Genomic DNA, 18,559 nt, shown 5'->3' with positions numbered 1-18,559 from the left:
CCTCCGACCGACCGTCCTGAGCGGTCCCGCCGGCGGTCGCCTCCGCGCTCCTCCCCCTCTCCGAGGGAGTGGCGCGAGGCGGCCGCCGGCTTCCGCGTTCCGGGGTGCGAGCGCGGCCGGGCGGCCCGCTCCGCGGCTCCGAATAGACTGCTCCGGTGACTCGCAGCACCCTCCGCATCGCCTCCGTCAACGTGAACGGCGTCCGCGCCGCCTACCGCAAGGGGATGGGCGACTGGCTCGCCGCTCGCGACGTCGACGTCCTGGCCCTGCAGGAGGTCCGCGCCTCCACGGACGACCTCACGGGGCTCCTCGGGGACGAGTGGGACGTGCTGCACGACGAGGCGACCGCCAAGGGGCGCGCCGGAGTCGCTCTAGCCTCGCGCAGGCGCGCCACGATCCACCGCGTGACCTTCGGCGCCGACGACTTCGACTCGGCCGGACGCTGGCTCGAGGCCGACTACGAGGTCGGCGGCCGCTCGCTCACCGTCGTCTCCACCTACGTCCACTCCGGCGAGGTCGGCACCCCCAAGCAGGTCGAGAAGTACCGCTTCCTCGACGCGATGGAGGCGCGCCTGCCCGAGATCCGGGCGCACAGCGAGCTCGCCGTGGTGATGGGCGACCTCAACGTCGGCCACCGCACGCTCGACATCAAGAACTGGAAGGGCAACGTCAAGAAGGCAGGCTTCCTCCCGGAGGAGCGCGCCTACGTCGACCGCTTCGTCGGCGCCGAGGGCGACCCGGACTACAACGCCGGTGCCGGACTGGGCTGGGTCGACCTCGGCCGCCGGTTCGCGGGCGAGGTGCCCGGACCGTACACGTGGTGGTCGCAGCGCGGCCAGGCCTTCGACACCGACACCGGCTGGCGCCTCGACTACCAGCTCGCCACGCCCGCGCTCGCCGACCTCGCCCGCAGCTACGAGGTCGACCGCGCCGCCTCCTACGACACCCGCTGGTCCGACCACTCCCCCGTGGTCGTCGACTACGAGCTCTGACCCTCTCCCCCGCGAACCGACCCCTCGAGGCCACCCATGACTCCCAGCACCCCGGGCGCCAAGCCCGTCATCTTCTCCGGCATGCAGCCCTCCTCCGGGTCGCTGCACCTCGGCAACTACATCGGCGCGCTGACCCAGTGGGTCGCGATGCAGGAGGACTTCGACGCCTACTTCTGCGTCGTCGACCTGCACGCGATCACGGTCCCGCAGGACCCGCAGCAGCTCCGCGAGCGCACCCGCGCGACCGCCGCGCAGTACATCGCCGCGGGCATCGACCCCACGCGCTCGACCCTCTTCATCCAGTCCCACGTACCCGCTCACGCCGAGCTCGCCTGGGTCCTCAACACCCTGACCGGCTTCGGCGAGGCCAGCCGGATGACGCAGTTCAAGGACAAGTCGGCGAAGCAGGGCGCTGAGGCCGCCTCGGTGGGCCTGTTCACCTACCCGATCCTGATGGCGGCCGACATCCTGCTGTACCAGACGGACGCGGTGCCGGTCGGCGAGGACCAGCGCCAGCACCTGGAGCTCACCCGCGATCTCGCCGCGCGCTTCAACTCGCGCTTCGGCGAGACCTTCGCCGTGCCGGAGCCCCACATCGTGCGCGAGACCGCGAAGATCTTCGACCTGCAGAACCCGGGCGCCAAGATGTCGAAGTCGGCGGAGTCGGATGCGGGCCTGCTCAGCGTGCTCGACGAGCCGAAGGCGACCGCGAAGAAGATCATGCGCGCCGTGACGGACACCGAGTCGGAGGTGCGCTTCGACCGGGCGGCGAAGCCCGGCGTCTCGAACCTGCTGACGATCTACTCGGTCCTCGCCGACCGCTCCGTCGAGTCGCTGGAGCAGGAGTACGCGGGCCGCGGCTACGGGGACCTCAAGAAGGGCCTCGTCGAGGTGGTCGCCGCCACCTTCGACCCGATCCGAGCGCGGACCGCGGAGCTGCTCGCCGACCCGGCCGAGCTCGACCGGGTCCTCTCCCTCGCCGCCGACCGCGCGTCCGAGACCGCGGAGCGCACGCTCGCCGCCGTCTACGACTCCGTCGGCCTCCTCCGCCGCGTCCGCTGAGGCGGCCGTGCTGCGGCTCGCGCTCTTCGACCTCGACGACACCCTCTTCGCCCATGCCCGCGCTGTGCGGGAGGGGATCGTCGCGTACGCCGCCTCGCTCGGCGCCGCCTACGCCGGCGAGCCGGCCGACGTGCAGCGCCGCTGGCACCTGCTCGAGGAGGAGCACTACCACCGCTACCTCGCGGGCGAGCTCGACTACGAGGGCCAGCGCCGGGCGCGCGCCACGGACTTCGCCGCGGAGGCCGGAGTCGGGCTGACTCCCGAGGAGGCGAGCTCCTGGTTCCGCGGGTACCTCGAGCACTACGTCGCCGCCTGGACCCTCCACGACGACGCGCTGCCCGTCCTCGACCGGCTCGACGCCGCCGGAGTCCGCCTCGGCGTCATCACCAACGGCGTGCTCGACTTCCAGCGGGGGAAGATCGAGGGCACGGGCCTCTCCGGTCGCTTCGAGCACGTGATCGCCTCCGGCGACGTCGGCGTCGCCAAGCCGGACGCGCGGATCTTCGCGATCGCCTGCGAGCGGTTCGGGGTCTCTCCGGAGGAGGCCCTCTACGTCGGCGACCGGCTCGGCACCGACGCCGTCGGAGCGGCCGCTGCGGGCCTGCGCGGCGTCTGGCTCGACCGCGTCGGCGGTCCCGAGCACGGCCGCGAGCTGCCGCCCGAGGCGGTCGAGCTGGGCGTGCGCCGGATCGCTTCCCTGGACGAGCTGGACGCGCAGCTCGGGCTGTCGGCGGACTGAGGCCCCGCCCGGGTCTGGTCTCGATAAGCCGCCTGCAGCGACTAAGCGACCAGCATGCACGTCCGAATTGCCGGGTCTCGATGAGCCGTCTGCGGCGACCACTCGACCAGCATGGGTGTCCCCGAACCACCCCGTTGCGATAGCCGTTGCGCCGTCGTCGGAACGACGAAGCGCCCCACCCGACCCGAGGGTCGGACAGGGCGCTTCACGTGAACGGACTCACGCCATCCGCTCGTTGCGCAAGGCGAACGGGGAGGACGCGTGTCAGCGTCGTCCCCTAACCGGACGGAACCCGCTCCCCGAGACGCGACCACCTCGATGAGCCGACCGCGCCGCGGCAGGCAGGGACTGCCGCGGAGGAGGCTACTGCACGTCCTCGTCGATCCAGTCGAAGGTCTTGGTGACGGCCTTCTTCCAGAGGCGGTACTGGCGGGCGGCCTCGTCCTGGTCCATCTGCGGGGTCCAGCGCGAGTCCTCCTGCCAGTTCTGGCGCAGGTCGTCGAGGTTCTCCCAGAAGCCGACCGCGAGTCCGGCTGCGTAGGCCGCTCCGAGCGCGGTGGTCTCCGCGACGACCGGTCGGACGACCGGGACGCCGAGGATGTCGGCCTGGAACTGCATGAGCAGGTTGTTGGCGATCATGCCGCCGTCGACCTTGAGCTCCTGCAGGGGGACGCCGGAGTCGGCGTTGACCGCGTCCAGGACCTCGCGGGTCTGGAAGGCGGTCGCCTCGAGCGCGGCGCGGGCGATGTGGCCCTTGTTGACGTAGCGGGTGAGGCCGACGAGGGCTCCGCGGGCGTCGGAGCGCCAGTAGGGGGCGAACAGACCAGAGAAGGCGGGGACGAAGTACGCGCCTCCGTTGTCCTCGACCGTGGCGGCCAGCGCCTCGACCTCGGGGGCCGAGCCGATGAGGCCCAGGTTGTCGCGCAGCCACTGGATCAGCGAGCCGGAGACCGCGATCGAGCCCTCGAGCGCGTAGTGCACCTCGCCGTCGCCGAGCTTGTAGCCGATGGTGGTGAGCAGACCGTTCTTCGAGTGGACGATCTCGGTGCCCGTGTTGAAGATCAGGAAGTTGCCGGTGCCGTAGGTGTTCTTCGCCTCGCCCGGGTCGAACGCCGCCTGGCCGAAGGTCGCGGCCTGCTGGTCGCCGAGGATGCCGGCGATCGGGACCTCGCGCAGCAGCGACGAGGACTCGACGTGGCCGTAGACCTCGGAGGAGGAGCAGACCTCGGGGAGCATCGACTTCGGGACCCCGAAGGCCTCGAGGATGTCGTCGCGCCACTCGAGGGTCTCGAGGTCGAGGAACAGGGTGCGGGAGGCGTTGGTGACGTCGGTCTTGTGGACGCCGCCGTCGATGCCGCCGGTCAGGTTCCAGAGGACCCAGGTGTCCGTCGTGCCGAAGATCAGGTCGCCCGCCTCGGCCTTCTCGCGAGCACCCTCGACGTTCTCGAGGATCCAGACGATCTTGGTGCCGGAGAAGTAGGTCGCGAGCGGGAGGCCCACGATCGACTTGAAGCGGTCCGCGCCCTCGTCGCCGGCGAGGCGGTCGACGATCGACTGGGTGCGGGTGTCCTGCCAGACGATGGCGTTGTAGACGGGCTTGCCGGTCGTCCTGTCCCAGACGACAGCGGTCTCGCGCTGGTTGGTGATGCCGACGGAGGCGATGTCGTGGCGGGTCAGGTCGGCGCGGGAGAGAGCCTGGCCGATCACCTCGCGGACGTTGTTCCAGATCTCGATCGGGTCGTGCTCGACCCAGCCGGCGCGCGGGAAGATCTGCTCGTGCTCCTTCTGGCCGGTGGAGACGATCGATCCCTTCTTGTCGAAGATGATCGCGCGGGACGACGTGGTCCCCTGGTCGATAGCGATGACGTAGTCAGCCATGAATGATTACTCCTTCGTAACGGGGGTGAGAGGAAGCGCGGCGGTCTAGAGGACCGGGAGCAGCACGAGCGAGGCGAGGCCCGCGAGCACTCCACCGACGATCGGGCCGGCGACGGGCACCCAGGCGTAGCTCCAGTCGCTCGAGCCCTTGCCCTTGATCGGCAGGAGAGCGTGCGCGATGCGGGGGCCGAGGTCGCGGGCGGGGTTGATGGCGTAGCCGGTCGGGCCGCCGAGGGAGGCGCCGATCGCGATCACCAGGATGGCGACGGGCAGCGCGCCGAGCGCGGCCAGACCGCCGTCGCCCTGACGTCCGCCGCCGAAGCCGATGACGACGAAGACGAGGACGAAGGTGCCGATGACCTCGGTGACGAAGTTCCAGCCGTACGAGCGGATCGCCGGGCCGGTCGAGAAGACGCCGAGCTTGTTGGCCGCGTCGGGCTCCTCGTCGAAGTGCTGCTTGTAGGCGAGCCAGCAGAAGACGGCACCGAGGATCGCACCGATCATCTGGGCGAGGATGTAGACGAGGATCGAGACGATGTTGACGGGCACGCCGGATCCGAACTCGGTCGCTCCGCTCGCGACGAGGCCCAGGGTGACCGCGGGGTTGAGGTGCGCCCCCGAGTTGTACGAGACGATCACACCGGCGAAGACCGCGAAGCCCCAGCCGATGTTGACCATGAGGGTTCCGCCGTTGAGACCCTTGCTCTTCACGAGCGCGACGTTGGCGACGACACCGCAGCCGAGGAGCACGAGCATGGCCGTTCCCACGACTTCGGCGAGGAAGACCACTCCGAGATTGTCCACGTTGACCTTTTCCTTTTCGTAAGACGGACGCGCACAGGCGTCCGCGGCGGGCTTCGATGCCCGACGGTGTGAAGTTATCGGCGCCCTGTCCTAGCGACAAGGAACGGCGCGTGCACGTTTGTGCGTTGTCACGACGGAAGCCCCGGTCGAGGTGGTCCTCGGTCCGGGGCTTCCGTCGATCCGCGCCTGATCGCCGATCAGGAGGCGGGCACGGCCGTCGGGGTCTGCACCGAGGTGCCCCCGACGTCGACGCCGTTGTACTCCTTGAGGTGCGCGATGGTCGCGTCGACCTCCGACGCGCGGGCGGCGTCGTCCCAGCCCAGCACGGCGCCCGTGTGCTCGGCGAGCTCCTCGAGGAGCTCGCGGCTCAGGCCGCCCGTGAAGGCGTGGTTGGTGCGGCGCATCACCAGGTCGATGAGGTGCACCACGCTCTCGCGCTGGGCGAGGTAGCGGATCTCACCGGTGGTGAAGTCCTTGTCGAAGTCGAGCGCCTCGTCGTGTCCGTCGGCCAGGGCCTCGATGACCTCCTGCGCGCGGGTGCCGTAGCGCTCGAGCAGCTGGCCCGTGCGGGCCGAGGAGAGCCCGGAGCGGTGCTGGCTGATCCACTGCGCGCGGGACGCGTCGGTGCGCGGGAAGCCCTTGCCTCCTCCGATGGGGGTCTTCACGGTGGAGACGCGACGGGTCACGCCGATCCGCTTGAAGACCTCGTTCGAGAGGTGCTCCGACAGGGCGCGGAACGTCGTCCACTTGCCGCCGACCAGGCTGAGCACGGGCGAGCCGTTGCCGGGGAGCGTCGAGGGCTCGATGCGGTAGTCGCGGGAGACGAAGCCCGGGGCCTCGTCGTCGTGGCGGGGCAGCGGGCGGATGCCGGAGAACTTGAAGACGATCTGCGAGCGGTCCACGCGGATGGCCGGGAAGACGTGGTTGACGAGCTCGAAGAAGTAGTCGATCTCCTCCTCCGTGCACACCGCCGGCTTCGTGGGGTCGGCGTCGATGTCGGTCGTGCCGACCATCACGCGGCCCTTGAGCGGGTAGATGAGGACGATGCGTCCGTCGCTGTGCTCGAAGAACATCTCGCGACCCTCGCAGGCCTCGACCAGCTCGGGGTTGTCGAGCACGATGTGCGAGCCCTTGGTGCCGCCCATGAATTTCGTGGACGTGCCGAGGGCCGTGTTGGTGAAGTCGGTCCACGGTCCGGAGACGTTGACGACGACGTCCGCCGCGAAGGTGAACTCCTCGCCGGACTCGCGGTCGCGGAGGACGACGCCCTTCTCGTCGGCGCCGACGGCCTCGACGTAGTTGGCCGCGCGGGCCTTCCTGCCGCCGATCAGCGCGTCGTGGAGCACGTCGAGCGCGAGGCGCTCGGGCTCGTGCACGGAGGCGTCGAAGTAGGTGGCGGTGTACTTGATCTTCGGGTCGAGCTTGGGGAGCTCGTTCAGCGAGCGCTTGCGCCCGTGGAACTGGTGGCGCGGGACCGTGCCGCCGTCGCGGGAGAAGAAGTCGTACATCGTGAGGCCGACCTTGATCAGCAGCGCACCGCGCTCCTGCGGCTTGCCCGACTTGTGGGTCAGGAAGCGCAGCGGAGCCGCGAGGATGCCCGAGAACGTCGAGTAGATCGGGATCGTCGTCTGCAGCGGCTTCACGTAATGGGGAGCGATCTTCAGCAGGCCGTTGCGCTCGTGCACGCCCTCGTTGACGAGTCGGAACTCGCCGTTCTCGAGGTAGCGGATGCCGCCGTGGATCATGTGGCTCGAGGCGCTCGAGGCACCGGAGACGTAGTCGCCGCGCTCGACGAGGGCGACGTCGACGCCGTTGAGCGCGAGCTCGCGGAAGGTCCCGATGCCGTTGATGCCACCGCCGATGACCAGGACCGTGGCGCGGGGGTTGTCGCGGAGAGCAGCGACGCTCTCGCGCAGAGCGGAGTTTCCGGGAGTTCCGTCGGACTGTGCCACTTCGTACTCGCCTTCGTGTCGTAGGGGTGTCGTCGAGGCCTCCGCACCAGCGTGCACCGGGGAGATGACCGATTGATTTCGCGGAGGAATACAGCCATCCTTGACCCGACAACACATCCGGTCAAGACGGGTGGAAATCCGTGCAGGGAGTGCTATGACCCCGGTGAGACCGGTCGTCGAACTCGACGAGACGACCCACGCGACCCATCCCGACAAGACGCGGGACGCGCTGCGTGCGGCCCAGCTGTACTACATGCAGGATCTGACGATGGACGCGATCGCGCACGAGCTGCACACGTCGCGCTCCTCCGTCTCGCGCCTGCTCTCGCACGCCCGCGCGACCGGCCTGGTCGACATCCAGATCCGCTCCCCCCTCGACCGGGCGAGCGCCCTCTCGGCCGAGGTGCGGTCCCACTTCGACATCACGGCGCACATCGTGCCGGTGCCGGACCACACCAGCGAGATCGACCGGCTCGAGCGGGTCGCCCTGTCCGCAGCGAGGATCCTCGGGCAGTTCATCGACTCGAACATGATCGTCGGCATCGCCTGGGGCTCCACGATGAGCGCGATCAGCCGCCACCTGATCGCCAAGGAGACGCACAACACGCAGATCGTGCAGCTGAACGGCGCCGGCAACACCGAGACCACGGGCATCAACTACTCGAGCGAGATCCTCCGCCGCTTCGGTGACGCCTACGCGGCGAAGGTCCAGCAGTTCCCGGTGCCGGCGTTCTTCGACGACCCGACCACCAAGCAGGCGGTGTGGCGCGAGCGCTCCACCCGACGGGTCCTGGAGCTGCAGCAGCGGATGGACGTGGCGCTGTTCGGGCTCGGGTCGCCGTTCGCGGCGGTCCCCTCGAAGGTCTACATCGGCGGCTACCTGGAGCCGAGCGACTTCACCTCGCTCAGCGGCTCCGGGGTCGTCGGCGACGTCGCGACGGTGTTCTACCGGTCCGACGGCAGCTGGGACGACATCCCCATGAACGAACGTGCAAGCGGTCCGGACCTCTCCACGGTGCGCCGCGCGTCGCGCCGGATCTGCGTCGTGTCGGGCGCCTCGAAGCTGCCGGGCCTGCGCGGCGCCCTGGCGGCCGGCCTCATCACCGACCTCATCCTCGACGAGGGAACGGCCCGCGCCCTCATCTCGGACTGACGACTCCCGCCCTTCCGCGGGACGCGCTCGGGTACGCGGCACGCCGACCCAGGCGCACCGGAGCGGCGTCTCGCGGGAGCGGTCAGGACTCGCGAGCGTGCGCGTCGAGGAACTCGTAGACCTCGGCGTCGTCGATGCCGGGGAAGGTCCCCGACGGCAGCGGCGCGAGCACGTGCGCGTGCAGGCGCGCGCTCGGCCAGGCGTTGCCGTCCCAGCGCGCGGCGAGCTCCGACGGGGCGCGTCGGCAGCAGGACTCGTCGGGGCAGCGGGAGAGCTCGCGGCGGTCGGTGTCGCGGCCTCGGAAGAAGCGGGCCTCGGCGAACGGGACGCCCACGGTGATCGAGAACTCCTCGGTGGCGGTCGTGCCGGTCTGCGACGCCGACCAGAAGGTGCCCGCCGGAGTGTCGACGTACTGGTAGTACTCCGTCGTCCGGTTGGTCCGGGTGAACGCGGAGCGCGCCGACCAGTAGCGGCAGACGACCTGGCCCTCGACGGCCCCGGTGACGTCGGTCGGCAGCGGCAGCCCGTCGTTCTCGTAGGCCTTCTGGATCGAGCCGTCTCCCAGCACCCGCAGGAAGTGCATCCGGATGTCGAGGTGCGAGGTGAGCAGGTTCGTGAAGCGCAGGGCGGCGGCCTCGTGGGTGACGCCGAAGCCGTCGCGGAAGTCCTCCACCGAGATGTCCCGCTCGCGCTTCGCCTCCTGGAGGAACGCGACCGCCGGCTCCAGCGGCATCAGGCACGCGGCGGCGAAGTAGTTGATCTCGAGGCGCTGGCGGAGGAAGTCGGCGTAGGTCACCGGCCGCTCGTGCCCGAGGAGGCGGTGCGCCATCGCCTGCAGCGCCAGCGCCCGCAGGCCGTGCCCCCCGGGGATCGAGGCGGGCGGGAGGTAGATCCTGCCGTTCGCGAGGTCGATCACCGAGCGGGCGGAGTGCGGCAGGTCGCCGACGTGGATGATCTCGAAGCCGAGGTGCCGGGCCATCTTCGAGACGGAGCTGTGGGTCAGTGCTCCTCCGCGGTGCCCGACGGTCCGGAGCATCTCGCCCGCCACCTCCTCGATCTCGGGCAGGTAGGAGCTGCGCTCGCGCAGCTGGAGCCGCTGGGCGGTGTTGGCCCGGCGCGCCTCCTCCGGTGTGGCACTCGCCTCGCTCCGGCGACGGGCGAGCTCGCGGTAGACGCCGAGGAACGCCTCCAGCACGGGCGTGCTCAGCCCCTTGTTGACCTTGAACTCGGGCAGGCCGAGCGAGCGGTACAGCGACCCCTTCTGCACGCGCGCCAGCTCGATCTCGAGCGCGGCCCGCTCGCTCGGCGGCTCGTCCGAGAGCAGCGCCGCCAGCTCGACGCCGAGCGCGGCCGCGAGGCGCTGCAGGAGGGAGAGGCGCGGCTCGCGGCGCCCCGTCTCGATCAGCGAGAGCTGGCTCCCCGACACGTCGACGCGCTCGGCGAGCTGCCCGAGGGTCAGTCCGCGCCGGGTGCGGAAGTGGCGCAGGCGCTGCCCGAGCAGCACCGCGTCGGAGCCCGGGGCGGGCGTCGAGGGATCGGTCACGGCGAGCTCCAGCGATCGGTTGTGACGGAAGCGCAAAAAGGTGGTTTCTTGACCGCCTGAGCGCCGGGAATACCTCCCGATCCTCCTCCATCCTGGCTTCAGGCGCCACTGAGCGCCCCTCCCGGCCCGGCCGGCCTCTTCCCGGCTGCGGCCGGCGACTCCCCACCCCCGTCGACGACGACCACCGAAAGCGGAGCCAGCATGAGCATCTACAGCAACACCGTCCGACTCGAGCCGAGCACCATGACCGCGCCGACGTCCGTCCCCGCGCCCGTCGTGCCGCCGGCGCCCCTCGCCCTCCGCCGCTGGGTGCGCGAGACCGCCGCGATCCTCAAGCCCGACGCAATCGAGTGGAGCGACGGCTCCCCCGCGGAGTGGTACCGCCTGACCGAGCGGCTCGTCGCCTCCGGCACGCTCCTCCCGCTCAATCCGGAGTGGCGGCCCGGCTCGTTCCTGGCCCGCACCGACCCGGACGACGTCGCCCGGGTCGAGGACCGCACCTTCATCTGCACGACCGACGAGGCCGACGCGGGACCGACCAACAACTGGCGCGAGCCCGCCGCGATGAGGGCCGAGCTCGCTCCCCTCCTCGACGGAGCGATGCGCGGACGGACGATGTACGTCGTCCCGTTCTCGATGGGGCCCGTCGGTGGTCCGCTCTCGCAGCTGGGCGTCCAGGTCACCGACTCGGCCTACGCGGTGCTGAACCTGCGGATCATGGCGCGCGTGGGCTCCGAGCCGCTCGCCGCCTTCACCGAGGAGACCCCGTTCGTCCGCGGCGTGCACACCGTGGGGCTGCCCCTCCGCGACGCGGACGGCGTCACCCGCGAGGACGTCGCCTGGCCGTGCAGCCCCGTGAAGTACATCACCCAGTTCCCGGAGACGCGCGAGATCGTCTCGTACGGCTCCGGCTACGGCGGCAACGCCCTGCTGGCGAAGAAGTGCTTCGCCCTGCGCATCGCCTCGGCGATGGGGCGCGAGGAGGGCTGGCTCGCCGAGCACATGCTGCTGATCCGCATCGTCTCGCCCGAGGGACGGCGCTACCACGTCGCCGCCGCCTTCCCGAGCGCGTGCGGCAAGACCAACCTCGCGATGATGCAGCCCGCGATCCCCGGCTGGCGGGTCGAGACGCTGGGCGACGACATCACCTGGATGCGCCGCGGGGAGGATGGACGCCTCTGGGCGATGAACCCCGAGACGGGCTTCTTCGGCGTCGCTCCCGGCACCGGGGAGAGCTCGAACCCGAACGCCGTGCAGACGCTCTGGGGCAACACGATCTTCACCAACGTCGCGCTCCGCGAGGACGGCGACGTGTGGTGGGAGGGCCTGACCGACGAGGTCCCGGAGCGGCTGACCGACTGGCGCGGGCAGCCGTGGACGCCGGCGTCCGGCACGCCCGCCGCGCACCCCAACTCCCGCTTCACCGCGCCGGCCGCGCAGTGCCCGTCGCTCTCCGCCGACTGGGACGCCCACGAGGGCGTGCCGCTGGACGCGATCGTCTTCGGTGGCCGACGGGCGAGCAACGTCCCGCTGGTCACGCAGGCCACCTCGTGGCAGCACGGCGTCTTCCTGGGTGCGACCGTCGCCTCCGAGAAGACCGCGGCCGCGGAGGGCACGGTCGGGGAGCTGCGCCGCGATCCGTTCGCGATGCTCCCCTTCTGCGGCTACAACATGGCCGACTACTTCGCGCACTGGCTCGCGATCGGCGCTGAGCTCGGCGATGCGGCGCCGGCGGTGTTCCAGGTCAACTGGTTCCGGAAGGACGCGGACGGCGAGTTCCTCTGGCCCGGCTTCGGCGAGAACGCGCGGGTGCTGCAGTGGCTCGTCCGCCGCCTGGAGGGGCTGGCGGAGGCGCGGCGGAGCCCCCTCGGCGACCTGCCGGTCGCGATCGACACGCACGGGCTCCGGCTCTCCGCGGCCCAGAAGGAGGAGCTGTTCTCCGTCCCGGTCGAGGCGTGGCTGGAGGAGTGCGCGCTCACGGAGGAGTTCTTCACGCGGTTCGGCGACCGGCTGCCGCCCGAGCTGTCCGCCGAGCTCCAGGCCCTGCGGCTCCGGCTCCTCGCCGAGAAGCTGCCGCTGGCGGCCTGATCCCCCTGACCGAGCCGGCTCCTGCCGGACACCCCTGTGGCCCGCGGGCGGATCATCCCCCTTTCCTCGCACCCCCGCGGGTCCACTCCCCCCTTCCGCTCCCACGACGACGGGCACCATGACCGACCGCATCACGCTCCGCTTCCTCGCCGCCCCGCAGGACGCCACCGCCGACGGCCGCAGTGCCCAGGCCGGCCGCGTCCTCGAGTGGATCGACAAGGCCGGCTACGCCTGCGCCGTGGGCTGGAGCGGCGGCTACTGCGTGACGGCGTACGTCGGCAACGTCCACTTCACCCGGCCCATCTCGGTCGGCAACCTGATCGAGGCGACCGCCCGCGTCATCCACACCGGGCGCACGAGCATGCACGTGCTGGTGCAGGTCGCGCAGGCGGATCCGCGGACCGGCCTCTACGAGGACGCCACGCACTGCCTCCTCGTGTTCGTGGCCGTCGACGACGAGAAGAGGCCGCGGTCGGTCCCGGAGTGGCGGCCCCGCTCGATCGAGGACCTGTCCCTCGCCGAGGGCGCCGCCGCGCGCATCGAGGGCCGCCGGAGGCTGCACGACGTGATGCGCGCCCAGGAGTACACCGAGGAGGGCACCGGTCCGCGGATCGTGTTCCGCTTCCTCGCGGCACCGGGAGACGTCAACTGGGGCGGCAACGCCCACGGCGGGATCGTGATGCGCTGGATCGACGAGGCGGCCGACGCGGTCGCGCAGCGCTGGACCGGCCGCGACTCTGTGGCCGTCTACTCCGGGGGGATCCACTTCTACCGTCCGGTGCGCATCGGGCATCTCGTCGAGGTGGAGGCGCGCCTCATCCACACGAGCGCCCGGAGCATGCACCTGGCGGTGCACGTGCGCTCCGGGGACCCGCGGACCGGCGAGCTGGAGCTGACCACGCAGTGCCGGAGCGTCTTCGTGGTGCGGGGCGCCGACGGGGCGGCCGAGCCGGTCCCGCCTCTCGAGCTGCGGACCGAGGAGGACCGGCATCTGGACGCCCATGCGCGCGAGCTGATCCTCCTGCGCGCGGCGCTGCCGCCGCTCCCGCTCGCTGGGACGGCCGGCGCTAGGGTCGGAGCGTGAAGCTGCCGATCCTCGTCCTCAACGGCCCGAACCTGAACCTGCTCGGCACCCGCGAGCCCGAGCTCTACGGCTCGGACACCCTCGCCGACGCCGAGGCGCTGGCGGCGGAGGCGGCCGAGCGGCACGGCTTCACGGTCGAGACCTTCCAGAGCAGCTCGGAGGGCGCGATCGTCGACCGGCTGCACGCGGCTCGCGGCTCCGTCTCGGGAGTGGTGCTCAACGCCGGGGCGTACACGCACACGTCGATCGCGATCCGCGACGCCGTCCTCGCGACCGAGCTGCCGATGGTCGAGGTCCACGTGAGCAACGTGCACCGGCGCGAGCCGTTCCGGCAGCACTCCTACCTCTCGGACGTCGCGATCGCCGTGATCGTCGGCGCGGGGATCGCCGGCTACGGCTACGCGGTGGACGTGCTCGCGCGAGCGGCGGAGAAGCGATGAGCGGCCTCGGACGCTCCTTCGGCAGCGCGGTCGACGCCTACGTCCGCGGGCGGCCCGGCTACCCCGACGACGCCGTCGACTGGATCGTGGGGCACGCCCCCGCGCGGGTGGCGGGCGCCTTCGTCCCGGAGCGGGCCCGCGCGGCGGGAGCCGACGCCTCCGATCGGCTGCGCGCTGTGGACCTCGGCGCGGGAACGGGCAAGTTCACCGCGTCGCTCGCGTCCCGCGGCCTCGACGTGACCGCGGTCGAGCCCGACGCGGAGATGCTCGCGCGGCTCGCCTCGAATCTGCCGGAGGTCCGCCCCGAGGAGGGGACGGCCGAGGCGATCCCCGCCGCGGACGCCTCCGCGGAGCTCGTCACCGCCGCGCAGTCGTGGCACTGGGTCGACGCCGAGCGCGCGGGAGCCGAAGTCGCCCGCGTCCTGGTGCCGGAGGGCGTGCTCGCGCTGGTGTGGAACATCCGCGACGAGTCGGTCCCCTGGGTGCGCCGGCTCGGCGAGGTCGCCGGAGCCTCCACCGCCGAGCGCTTCGAGACGCTCCGGCCGCCGCTCGGCTCCGCTCTCGAGCGGGTGGCGTTCGCGGCCTTCGAGTGGTCCTTCGAGCTGGACCGAGCCGGGGTGCGGGACATGTTCGCGTCCCGCAGCTCCGTCATCGCGATGCCCGACGAGGAGCGCGCCGCGGTCCTCGCGGCGGTCGACGCCGTGGTGGACGAGGAGTCGGGCGGGAGCGGGACCGTCGCGATGCCGTACTCGACGCGCGTGACGATCGCGCGCCGCTCCTCCTCCGCCTGACTCCGCGCCGCGCGCCGCGGACCGCCCCGCCCGCCGACTACCCTCGGAGGGCGCCGCACCGGCGCGAGCACCGAGAGCACGAGGAGAGACGCACGTGAGCATCATCGCCGCCGCAGACGGGTCCGCACTGGGCAACCCCGGCCCCGCCGGCTGGGCCTGGTACGTCGACGACGAGCGCTGGGCCGCGGGCGGCTGGTCGCACGGCACGAACAACATCGGCGAGCTCACCGCGGTGCTCGAGCTGCTGCGCGCGACCGCGCAGGAGGAGGAGCCGCTGCACATCCTCTGCGACAGCCAGTACGCCATCAAGGCCTGCACCGAGTGGCTGCCGGGCTGGAAGCGGAAGGGCTGGCGCAAGGCCGACGGCAAGCCGGTGATGAACGTCGAGATCATCAAGGCGCTCGACGAGGAGCTGCAGGGCCGAGCCGTCACCTTCGAGTGGGTGAAGGGGCACGCCAACCACCGGATGAACGAGGCCGCCGACGTCCGCGCCCGGAGCGCCGCGACCGCCTACCAGCGCCGGCAGCCCGTCGACGCCGGACCCGGATGGCCGACGGCCGCCGCCGCGCCCGCCGCGGCCGCCGCGCCCCCCGTCGAGGACTCCGCCACCCTCTTCTAGCCGCGTTCCCCCTGGGGCAGCCGCAGCAGCCCCGTCGCCACCAGCTCGCGCACCCGCGGCAGCACCGAGTCGGACACCGCCTCCTCCTCGACCTGGAGGAGCGAGGCGACCGCCGCCGCGATCGCCGCCACCGAGAGCTCGCCGTCGCAGGCGCCGACCACGGCGGCGAGCGCCGTGTCGACCTCCTCGACCCGGGCGAACCCGCCGCCCTGGCGCAGCCGCAGCACCGTCGGATCGTCGTTGCCCGGCCAGTAGTGCCGCTCCTCCGTGACGTCTCCGGCGACGACCAGGGCGAGACCCGCCAGAGCGCGATCGTCGATCGACGCGAGGGCCTCGGCCGCGTCGAGGCAGGCGGCGAGGTGGCCGCCCAGGCCCGCGGTCGCGACCGGCGTGGTGATCCGCTCGAGGCGGCGGATCGGCGGGCGGGGCTGCTCGGGCAGGCGGAGCGTGACGTAGCCGAAGCCGACGCCGGTCACCCCGCGCCGCTCGAAGTCGGTCAGCCAGGCGTCGACCAGCGCGTCGAACGCGGGGCCGCGAGTCGTGCCGCCGTCCCGGATCCAGGTCTCGGCGTAGACCGCCGGATCCTGACGCTCGCGCTCCACGACCCAGACGTCCAGAGGAGAGGCGGTCCCGCCCATCCAGGCATCGAGCCCCTCGGGCCCCGCCTCGAGCGCCTGCTCCAGCGGGCTGCGGGCGTCGGCGAGCCAGTCCGCGATCCGGTCGAAGGCGTCCGCGCCCTCCCGGTACTCCCAGTTCCCCAGGAGCTGCGCGACACCGCCGGGCACCAGGTGCTCGGCTGCTCCGAGGATCACGCGGCGCACGATCTCGTCGCCCTCCAGCCCGCCGTCGCGGTACTCGTAGGAGGGGACGCCCTCGACTCGCGGCGTGATGACGAACGGCGGGTTCGTGACGATGTGGTCGAAGCGCTCCCCCGCGACCGGCTCGTAGAGGCTGCCGAGGCGGAACTCGATGTTCTCGATCCCGTTGAGCGCCGCGGTGAAAGAGGCGAGCGCGAGCGCGCGCTCGGAGATGTCGGTGGCGACCACCTGCTCGGCGTGGCGGGAGGCGTGCAGCGCCTGGATCCCGCAGCCGGTCCCCAGGTCGAGCACGCGGCCGACGGGCCGCTGGATCATCAGGCCGGTCAGCGTGAGGCTCGCGCCGCCGACGCCGAGCACGTGGTCCTCGTCGAGCGCGCGGCCGAGGGCGAGCTCCCCGAGGTCGGAGGCGATCCACCAGGAGGCAGCGCCGCGCTGGTCGACCACGTCGTAGGGGCGCAGGTCGAGAGCCGCGGTGACGACGGCTCCGGCCTCGACGCGCACCAGGCCGAGCTCCACCGCCCCCTCCAGCGCGAGAGCGCCGAACGCCTCGTCCGCGTCGTCGGCCGAGACGGGATCGGCCAGGAGGAACAGGCGGGCGAGGGTGGCCAGCGCGTCATGGTCGCCGCTGCGCTCGAGGGCGCGGCGGGCGGGGACCCGGTCGCCGCGGTGCAGCGCCTCGGCCGCTTCGTCGCCCCAGAGCCCCCGCACGGCGTCCACGCCGTAGCGGGCGCGGATCAGGTCGTCGCGCAGGAGGGCGATACGGGCTCGGTCGAACGGGTCTGCGGAGAACACCGCTCCATCCTCCTGCACACGGGTCGGCCATTGGGGCCGCCGCGGCCGTACGATCGGAGGCATGCCGCTGACCGGAGAGTACGAACCCAGCACGTCCGAGTGGGCCCGCGAGCAGGCGGAGCTCTACGAGCGGACCGGCGGAGCCGAGGGGAACCTCCTCCGCGGCCGCCCCATCATCGTCCTGACCACCGTCGGCTCGAAGAGCGGGAAGCTCCGCAAGACCGCGCTGATGCGCGTCGAGCACGAGGGCGAGTACGTGGTCGTCGCGTCCAAGGGCGGCGCGCCCGAGCACCCCGTCTGGTACGGCAACATGCTCAAGGAGCCGCACGTCGAGCTGCAGGACGGGCCCGTGAAGAAGGACTACGCCGCGAGCGTGCTCGAGGGCGATCTGCGCGCGGCCTGGTGGGAGCGCGCGGTCGCCGCGTGGCCGGACTACGCCGAATACCAGACGAAGACCGAGCGGCAGATCCCGCTCGTGCTGCTCACTCCCTGGTCCTGAGTGCGGCGGGCGGCTCGGCCCGTCGCTGAGGCGGCCGTCCTCCGGTCGAGGTCGCGCCGCACGGCAGGCGCCTCACGTGGGCGGCGAGCCCAGCGGATCCCGTCCGGCCTCAGACCCGGGCCGCGATGAGGTCGAGCACCTTCGGGCTCGAGAGCAGCGCGAAGTGGCCGACCACCGAGACCGCGATGTTCTCGCGCGCCCCGGCGAGGCGGCTCCCTCCGGGGATGTACTGGTCGCGCATCCCATAGATCGACGTGATGCGCGCGTCGGCCTCGCGCTCGGCCAGCAGGGTGCGGATCAGCGGGCGGTGGGGCGCGAACTCCCGGAGCGCCCGCGCCGGGGCGATCCGTGCGAGCGACGAGCCGTTGAACGGGGTCGAGACGGCGATCATCCGCTCGATCCGCCCGTCCTCGCGGTCGTCGACGACCATCATGTGCTTGCCGATCAGGCCGCCCTTGCTGTGCGCGACGACGACGACTCCGCGCAGATCGTGCTCGCGCAGGTAGTCCTGGCCGAGTCCGGCCGACGCGACGATCGGCCGCGTGTTGTAGCCGAGCGCGGGCAGCACGTGGATCGGATGGCCCGCCGCGTGCAGCCTCTCGGCGATGGGCCGGAGGAACTGCCACGTCTCGTAGATCCCGGGGATGAGCAGCACCGGAGCGCCGTCGCCGGACGCGTACCGCGACACGTCCCAGCCCTCCCGCAGGTGCACGAAGCGCGAGCCGTAGGCGTAGCGGTAGTCGCGGAGGTACGCGCGCCGCAGCGACGTCGAGCGGCGCGGGCGGGCGGAGTCACGTGCCGGCATGGGCCCGCTCCAGCTCCGCGATGTCGAGGCGGCTCATCGCGAGCATCGCCTGCAGAGCGCGCGCGGACGCCTCGGGGTCGGCGCCTCCGAGCAGACGCGGGAGGACCTCCGGCACGATCTGCCAGGACAGCCCCCAGCGGTCGCGGAGCCAGCCGCACCGGCTCTCCTCGCCGCCGTCCGCGATCAGGGCGTCCCACAGCCGGTCGAGCTCGGACTGGCCGCCGACGGTCACGACGATCGAGACGGCCTCGGTGAACGGGAACCGCGGCCCGGCGTTGATCGCCTGGAACCGCTGCCCGTCGAGCTCGAACGTCACCGACAGCACCTCGCCGGGCGACGGAGAGCCCTCCGGCAGCACCTGGCTTCCGGTGATCCGCGAGTTCGGCACCAGCTCCGTGTAGAAGCGCGCCGCCTCCCCCGCGCCGTCGTCGAACCAGAGGAAGGTGCTGACCGCGCCCATCGGAGTCTCCGTCCTGCGCGGGAGGGTCTCCGCGGCTCCC

The 18,559-nt window shown here is 71.9% G+C and carries 17 protein-coding genes; 10 read left to right on the top strand and 7 right to left on the bottom strand.

What is annotated here, in order from left to right; genetic code table 11:
- The first annotated feature begins 155 nt into the window (after nt 1-155).
- Genes C5D09_RS00695 through C5D09_RS00685 form a run of 3 tightly spaced genes read left to right on the top strand, consistent with a single transcriptional unit; the run spans nt 156 to nt 2,793 of the window.
- A complete protein-coding gene (locus C5D09_RS00695; protein WP_104263197.1) occupies nt 156-992 on the top strand; it encodes an exodeoxyribonuclease III in 837 nt (278 codons plus the stop codon).
- 36 nt (nt 993-1,028) lie between these two features.
- The gene (trpS, locus tag C5D09_RS00690; protein WP_104246695.1) at nt 1,029-2,054 is read left to right on the top strand and encodes a tryptophan--tRNA ligase; all 1,026 of its coding nucleotides are present in this window, start codon (nt 1,029-1,031) and stop codon (nt 2,052-2,054) included.
- A 7-nt stretch (nt 2,055-2,061) separates the two neighbouring features.
- Nucleotides 2,062-2,793 carry an HAD family hydrolase gene (locus C5D09_RS00685; RefSeq protein ID WP_104268395.1) on the top strand — a complete coding sequence of 244 codons (732 nt, stop codon included), beginning with the start codon at nt 2,062-2,064 and terminating at the stop codon, nt 2,791-2,793.
- 363 nt (nt 2,794-3,156) lie between these two features.
- Here C5D09_RS00685 and glpK read toward each other — a convergent pair whose 3' ends face one another.
- From glpK to C5D09_RS00670, 3 genes are all read right to left on the bottom strand, one after another.
- Nucleotides 3,157-4,671 (bottom strand): glycerol kinase GlpK, encoded by a 1,515-nt coding sequence (gene glpK / locus C5D09_RS00680; RefSeq protein WP_104226427.1) that lies wholly within the window; start codon nt 4,669-4,671, stop codon nt 3,157-3,159.
- A 45-nt stretch (nt 4,672-4,716) separates the two neighbouring features.
- Complete coding sequence (locus C5D09_RS00675) at nt 4,717-5,427, bottom strand: MIP/aquaporin family protein (protein ID WP_374952909.1); 711 nt, start codon at nt 5,425-5,427, stop codon at nt 4,717-4,719.
- Nucleotides 5,428-5,672: 245 nt separating this feature from the next.
- Nucleotides 5,673-7,427: a glycerol-3-phosphate dehydrogenase/oxidase gene (locus C5D09_RS00670; RefSeq protein ID WP_258061232.1), complete on the bottom strand. Its 1,755-nt coding sequence runs from the start codon at nt 7,425-7,427 to the stop codon at nt 5,673-5,675.
- A gap of 154 nt (nt 7,428-7,581) precedes the next feature.
- On the opposite strand from C5D09_RS00670, the gene C5D09_RS00665 reads away from it, so the two are divergent.
- On the top strand, nt 7,582-8,580 hold the full coding sequence (locus C5D09_RS00665; protein WP_104223198.1) for a sugar-binding transcriptional regulator: 999 nt from the start codon (nt 7,582-7,584) through the stop codon (nt 8,578-8,580).
- 82 nt (nt 8,581-8,662) lie between these two features.
- On the opposite strand, the gene C5D09_RS00660 is transcribed toward C5D09_RS00665, so the two are convergent.
- A complete protein-coding gene (locus tag C5D09_RS00660; protein ID WP_104223199.1) occupies nt 8,663-10,123 on the bottom strand; it encodes a helix-turn-helix domain-containing protein in 1,461 nt (486 codons plus the stop codon).
- A gap of 243 nt (nt 10,124-10,366) precedes the next feature.
- On the opposite strand from C5D09_RS00660, the gene C5D09_RS00655 reads away from it, so the two are divergent.
- From C5D09_RS00655 to C5D09_RS00635, 5 genes are all read left to right on the top strand, one after another.
- Nucleotides 10,367-12,211: a phosphoenolpyruvate carboxykinase (GTP) gene (locus C5D09_RS00655; protein ID WP_104268519.1), complete on the top strand. Its 1,845-nt coding sequence runs from the start codon at nt 10,367-10,369 to the stop codon at nt 12,209-12,211.
- 118 nt (nt 12,212-12,329) lie between these two features.
- Entirely contained in the window at nt 12,330-13,295 is a 966-nt protein-coding gene (locus C5D09_RS00650) for an acyl-CoA thioesterase (protein WP_104249470.1), read from the top strand.
- A complete protein-coding gene (gene aroQ, locus C5D09_RS00645; RefSeq protein WP_104238317.1) occupies nt 13,292-13,735 on the top strand; it encodes a type II 3-dehydroquinate dehydratase in 444 nt (147 codons plus the stop codon). Before C5D09_RS00650 ends, aroQ begins: the two co-directional genes overlap by 4 nt.
- Nucleotides 13,732-14,526 (top strand): class I SAM-dependent methyltransferase, encoded by a 795-nt coding sequence (locus tag C5D09_RS00640; RefSeq protein WP_104268394.1) that lies wholly within the window; start codon nt 13,732-13,734, stop codon nt 14,524-14,526. The genes aroQ and C5D09_RS00640 overlap by 4 nt, the downstream gene beginning before the upstream one ends.
- A 94-nt stretch (nt 14,527-14,620) precedes the next feature.
- A complete protein-coding gene (locus C5D09_RS00635) occupies nt 14,621-15,145 on the top strand; it encodes a ribonuclease H (protein WP_104223203.1) in 525 nt (174 codons plus the stop codon).
- On the opposite strand, the gene C5D09_RS00630 is transcribed toward C5D09_RS00635, so the two are convergent.
- A complete protein-coding gene (locus tag C5D09_RS00630) occupies nt 15,142-16,755 on the bottom strand; it encodes a methyltransferase (RefSeq protein WP_258063265.1) in 1,614 nt (537 codons plus the stop codon). The two genes, C5D09_RS00635 and C5D09_RS00630, sit on opposite strands and share 4 nt — an antisense overlap.
- Nucleotides 16,756-16,816: 61 nt before the next feature.
- Here C5D09_RS00630 and C5D09_RS00625 point away from each other — a divergent pair, with 61 nt between their 5' ends.
- Nucleotides 16,817-17,254: a nitroreductase family deazaflavin-dependent oxidoreductase gene (locus C5D09_RS00625; protein ID WP_104223205.1), complete on the top strand. Its 438-nt coding sequence runs from the start codon at nt 16,817-16,819 to the stop codon at nt 17,252-17,254.
- Nucleotides 17,255-17,363: 109 nt separating this feature from the next.
- Here C5D09_RS00625 and C5D09_RS00620 read toward each other — a convergent pair whose 3' ends face one another.
- Together C5D09_RS00620 and C5D09_RS00615 are read right to left on the bottom strand one after the other, a co-directional pair.
- Nucleotides 17,364-18,059, bottom strand: coding sequence for a triacylglycerol lipase (locus C5D09_RS00620; protein ID WP_104223206.1), 696 nt, complete (start codon nt 18,057-18,059; stop codon nt 17,364-17,366).
- Nucleotides 18,046-18,519 carry a VOC family protein gene (locus C5D09_RS00615; RefSeq protein ID WP_104246703.1) on the bottom strand — a complete coding sequence of 158 codons (474 nt, stop codon included), beginning with the start codon at nt 18,517-18,519 and terminating at the stop codon, nt 18,046-18,048. The genes C5D09_RS00620 and C5D09_RS00615 overlap by 14 nt, the downstream gene beginning before the upstream one ends.
- Nucleotides 18,520-18,559 lie beyond the last annotated feature (40 nt).

This window comes from Rathayibacter sp. AY1C9, assembly GCF_002932315.1.
Lineage (GTDB): Bacteria > Actinomycetota > Actinomycetes > Actinomycetales > Microbacteriaceae > Rathayibacter.
This window is presented reverse-complemented; position numbering and strand designations above follow the sequence as displayed.

What these genes read in the sequence shown, in the direction of transcription:
- trpS (WP_104246695.1), top strand. Translation starts at nt 1,029, where the DNA reads ATGACTCCCAGCACCCCGGGCGCCAAGCCCGTCATCTTCTCCGGCATG.
- glpK (WP_104226427.1), bottom strand. Translation starts at nt 4,671, where the DNA reads ATGGCTGACTACGTCATCGCTATCGACCAGGGGACCACGTCGTCCCGC.
- C5D09_RS00675 (WP_374952909.1), bottom strand. Translation starts at nt 5,427, where the DNA reads ATGCTCGTGCTCCTCGGCTGCGGTGTCGTCGCCAACGTCGCGCTCGTG.
- C5D09_RS00665 (WP_104223198.1), top strand. Translation starts at nt 7,582, where the DNA reads ATGACCCCGGTGAGACCGGTCGTCGAACTCGACGAGACGACCCACGCG.
- C5D09_RS00655 (WP_104268519.1), top strand. Translation starts at nt 10,367, where the DNA reads ATGACCGCGCCGACGTCCGTCCCCGCGCCCGTCGTGCCGCCGGCGCCC.
- C5D09_RS00650 (WP_104249470.1), top strand. Translation starts at nt 12,330, where the DNA reads ATGACCGACCGCATCACGCTCCGCTTCCTCGCCGCCCCGCAGGACGCC.
- C5D09_RS00640 (WP_104268394.1), top strand. Translation starts at nt 13,732, where the DNA reads ATGAGCGGCCTCGGACGCTCCTTCGGCAGCGCGGTCGACGCCTACGTC.
- C5D09_RS00625 (WP_104223205.1), top strand. Translation starts at nt 16,817, where the DNA reads ATGCCGCTGACCGGAGAGTACGAACCCAGCACGTCCGAGTGGGCCCGC.
- C5D09_RS00620 (WP_104223206.1), bottom strand. Translation starts at nt 18,059, where the DNA reads ATGCCGGCACGTGACTCCGCCCGCCCGCGCCGCTCGACGTCGCTGCGG.
- C5D09_RS00615 (WP_104246703.1), bottom strand. Translation starts at nt 18,519, where the DNA reads ATGGGCGCGGTCAGCACCTTCCTCTGGTTCGACGACGGCGCGGGGGAG.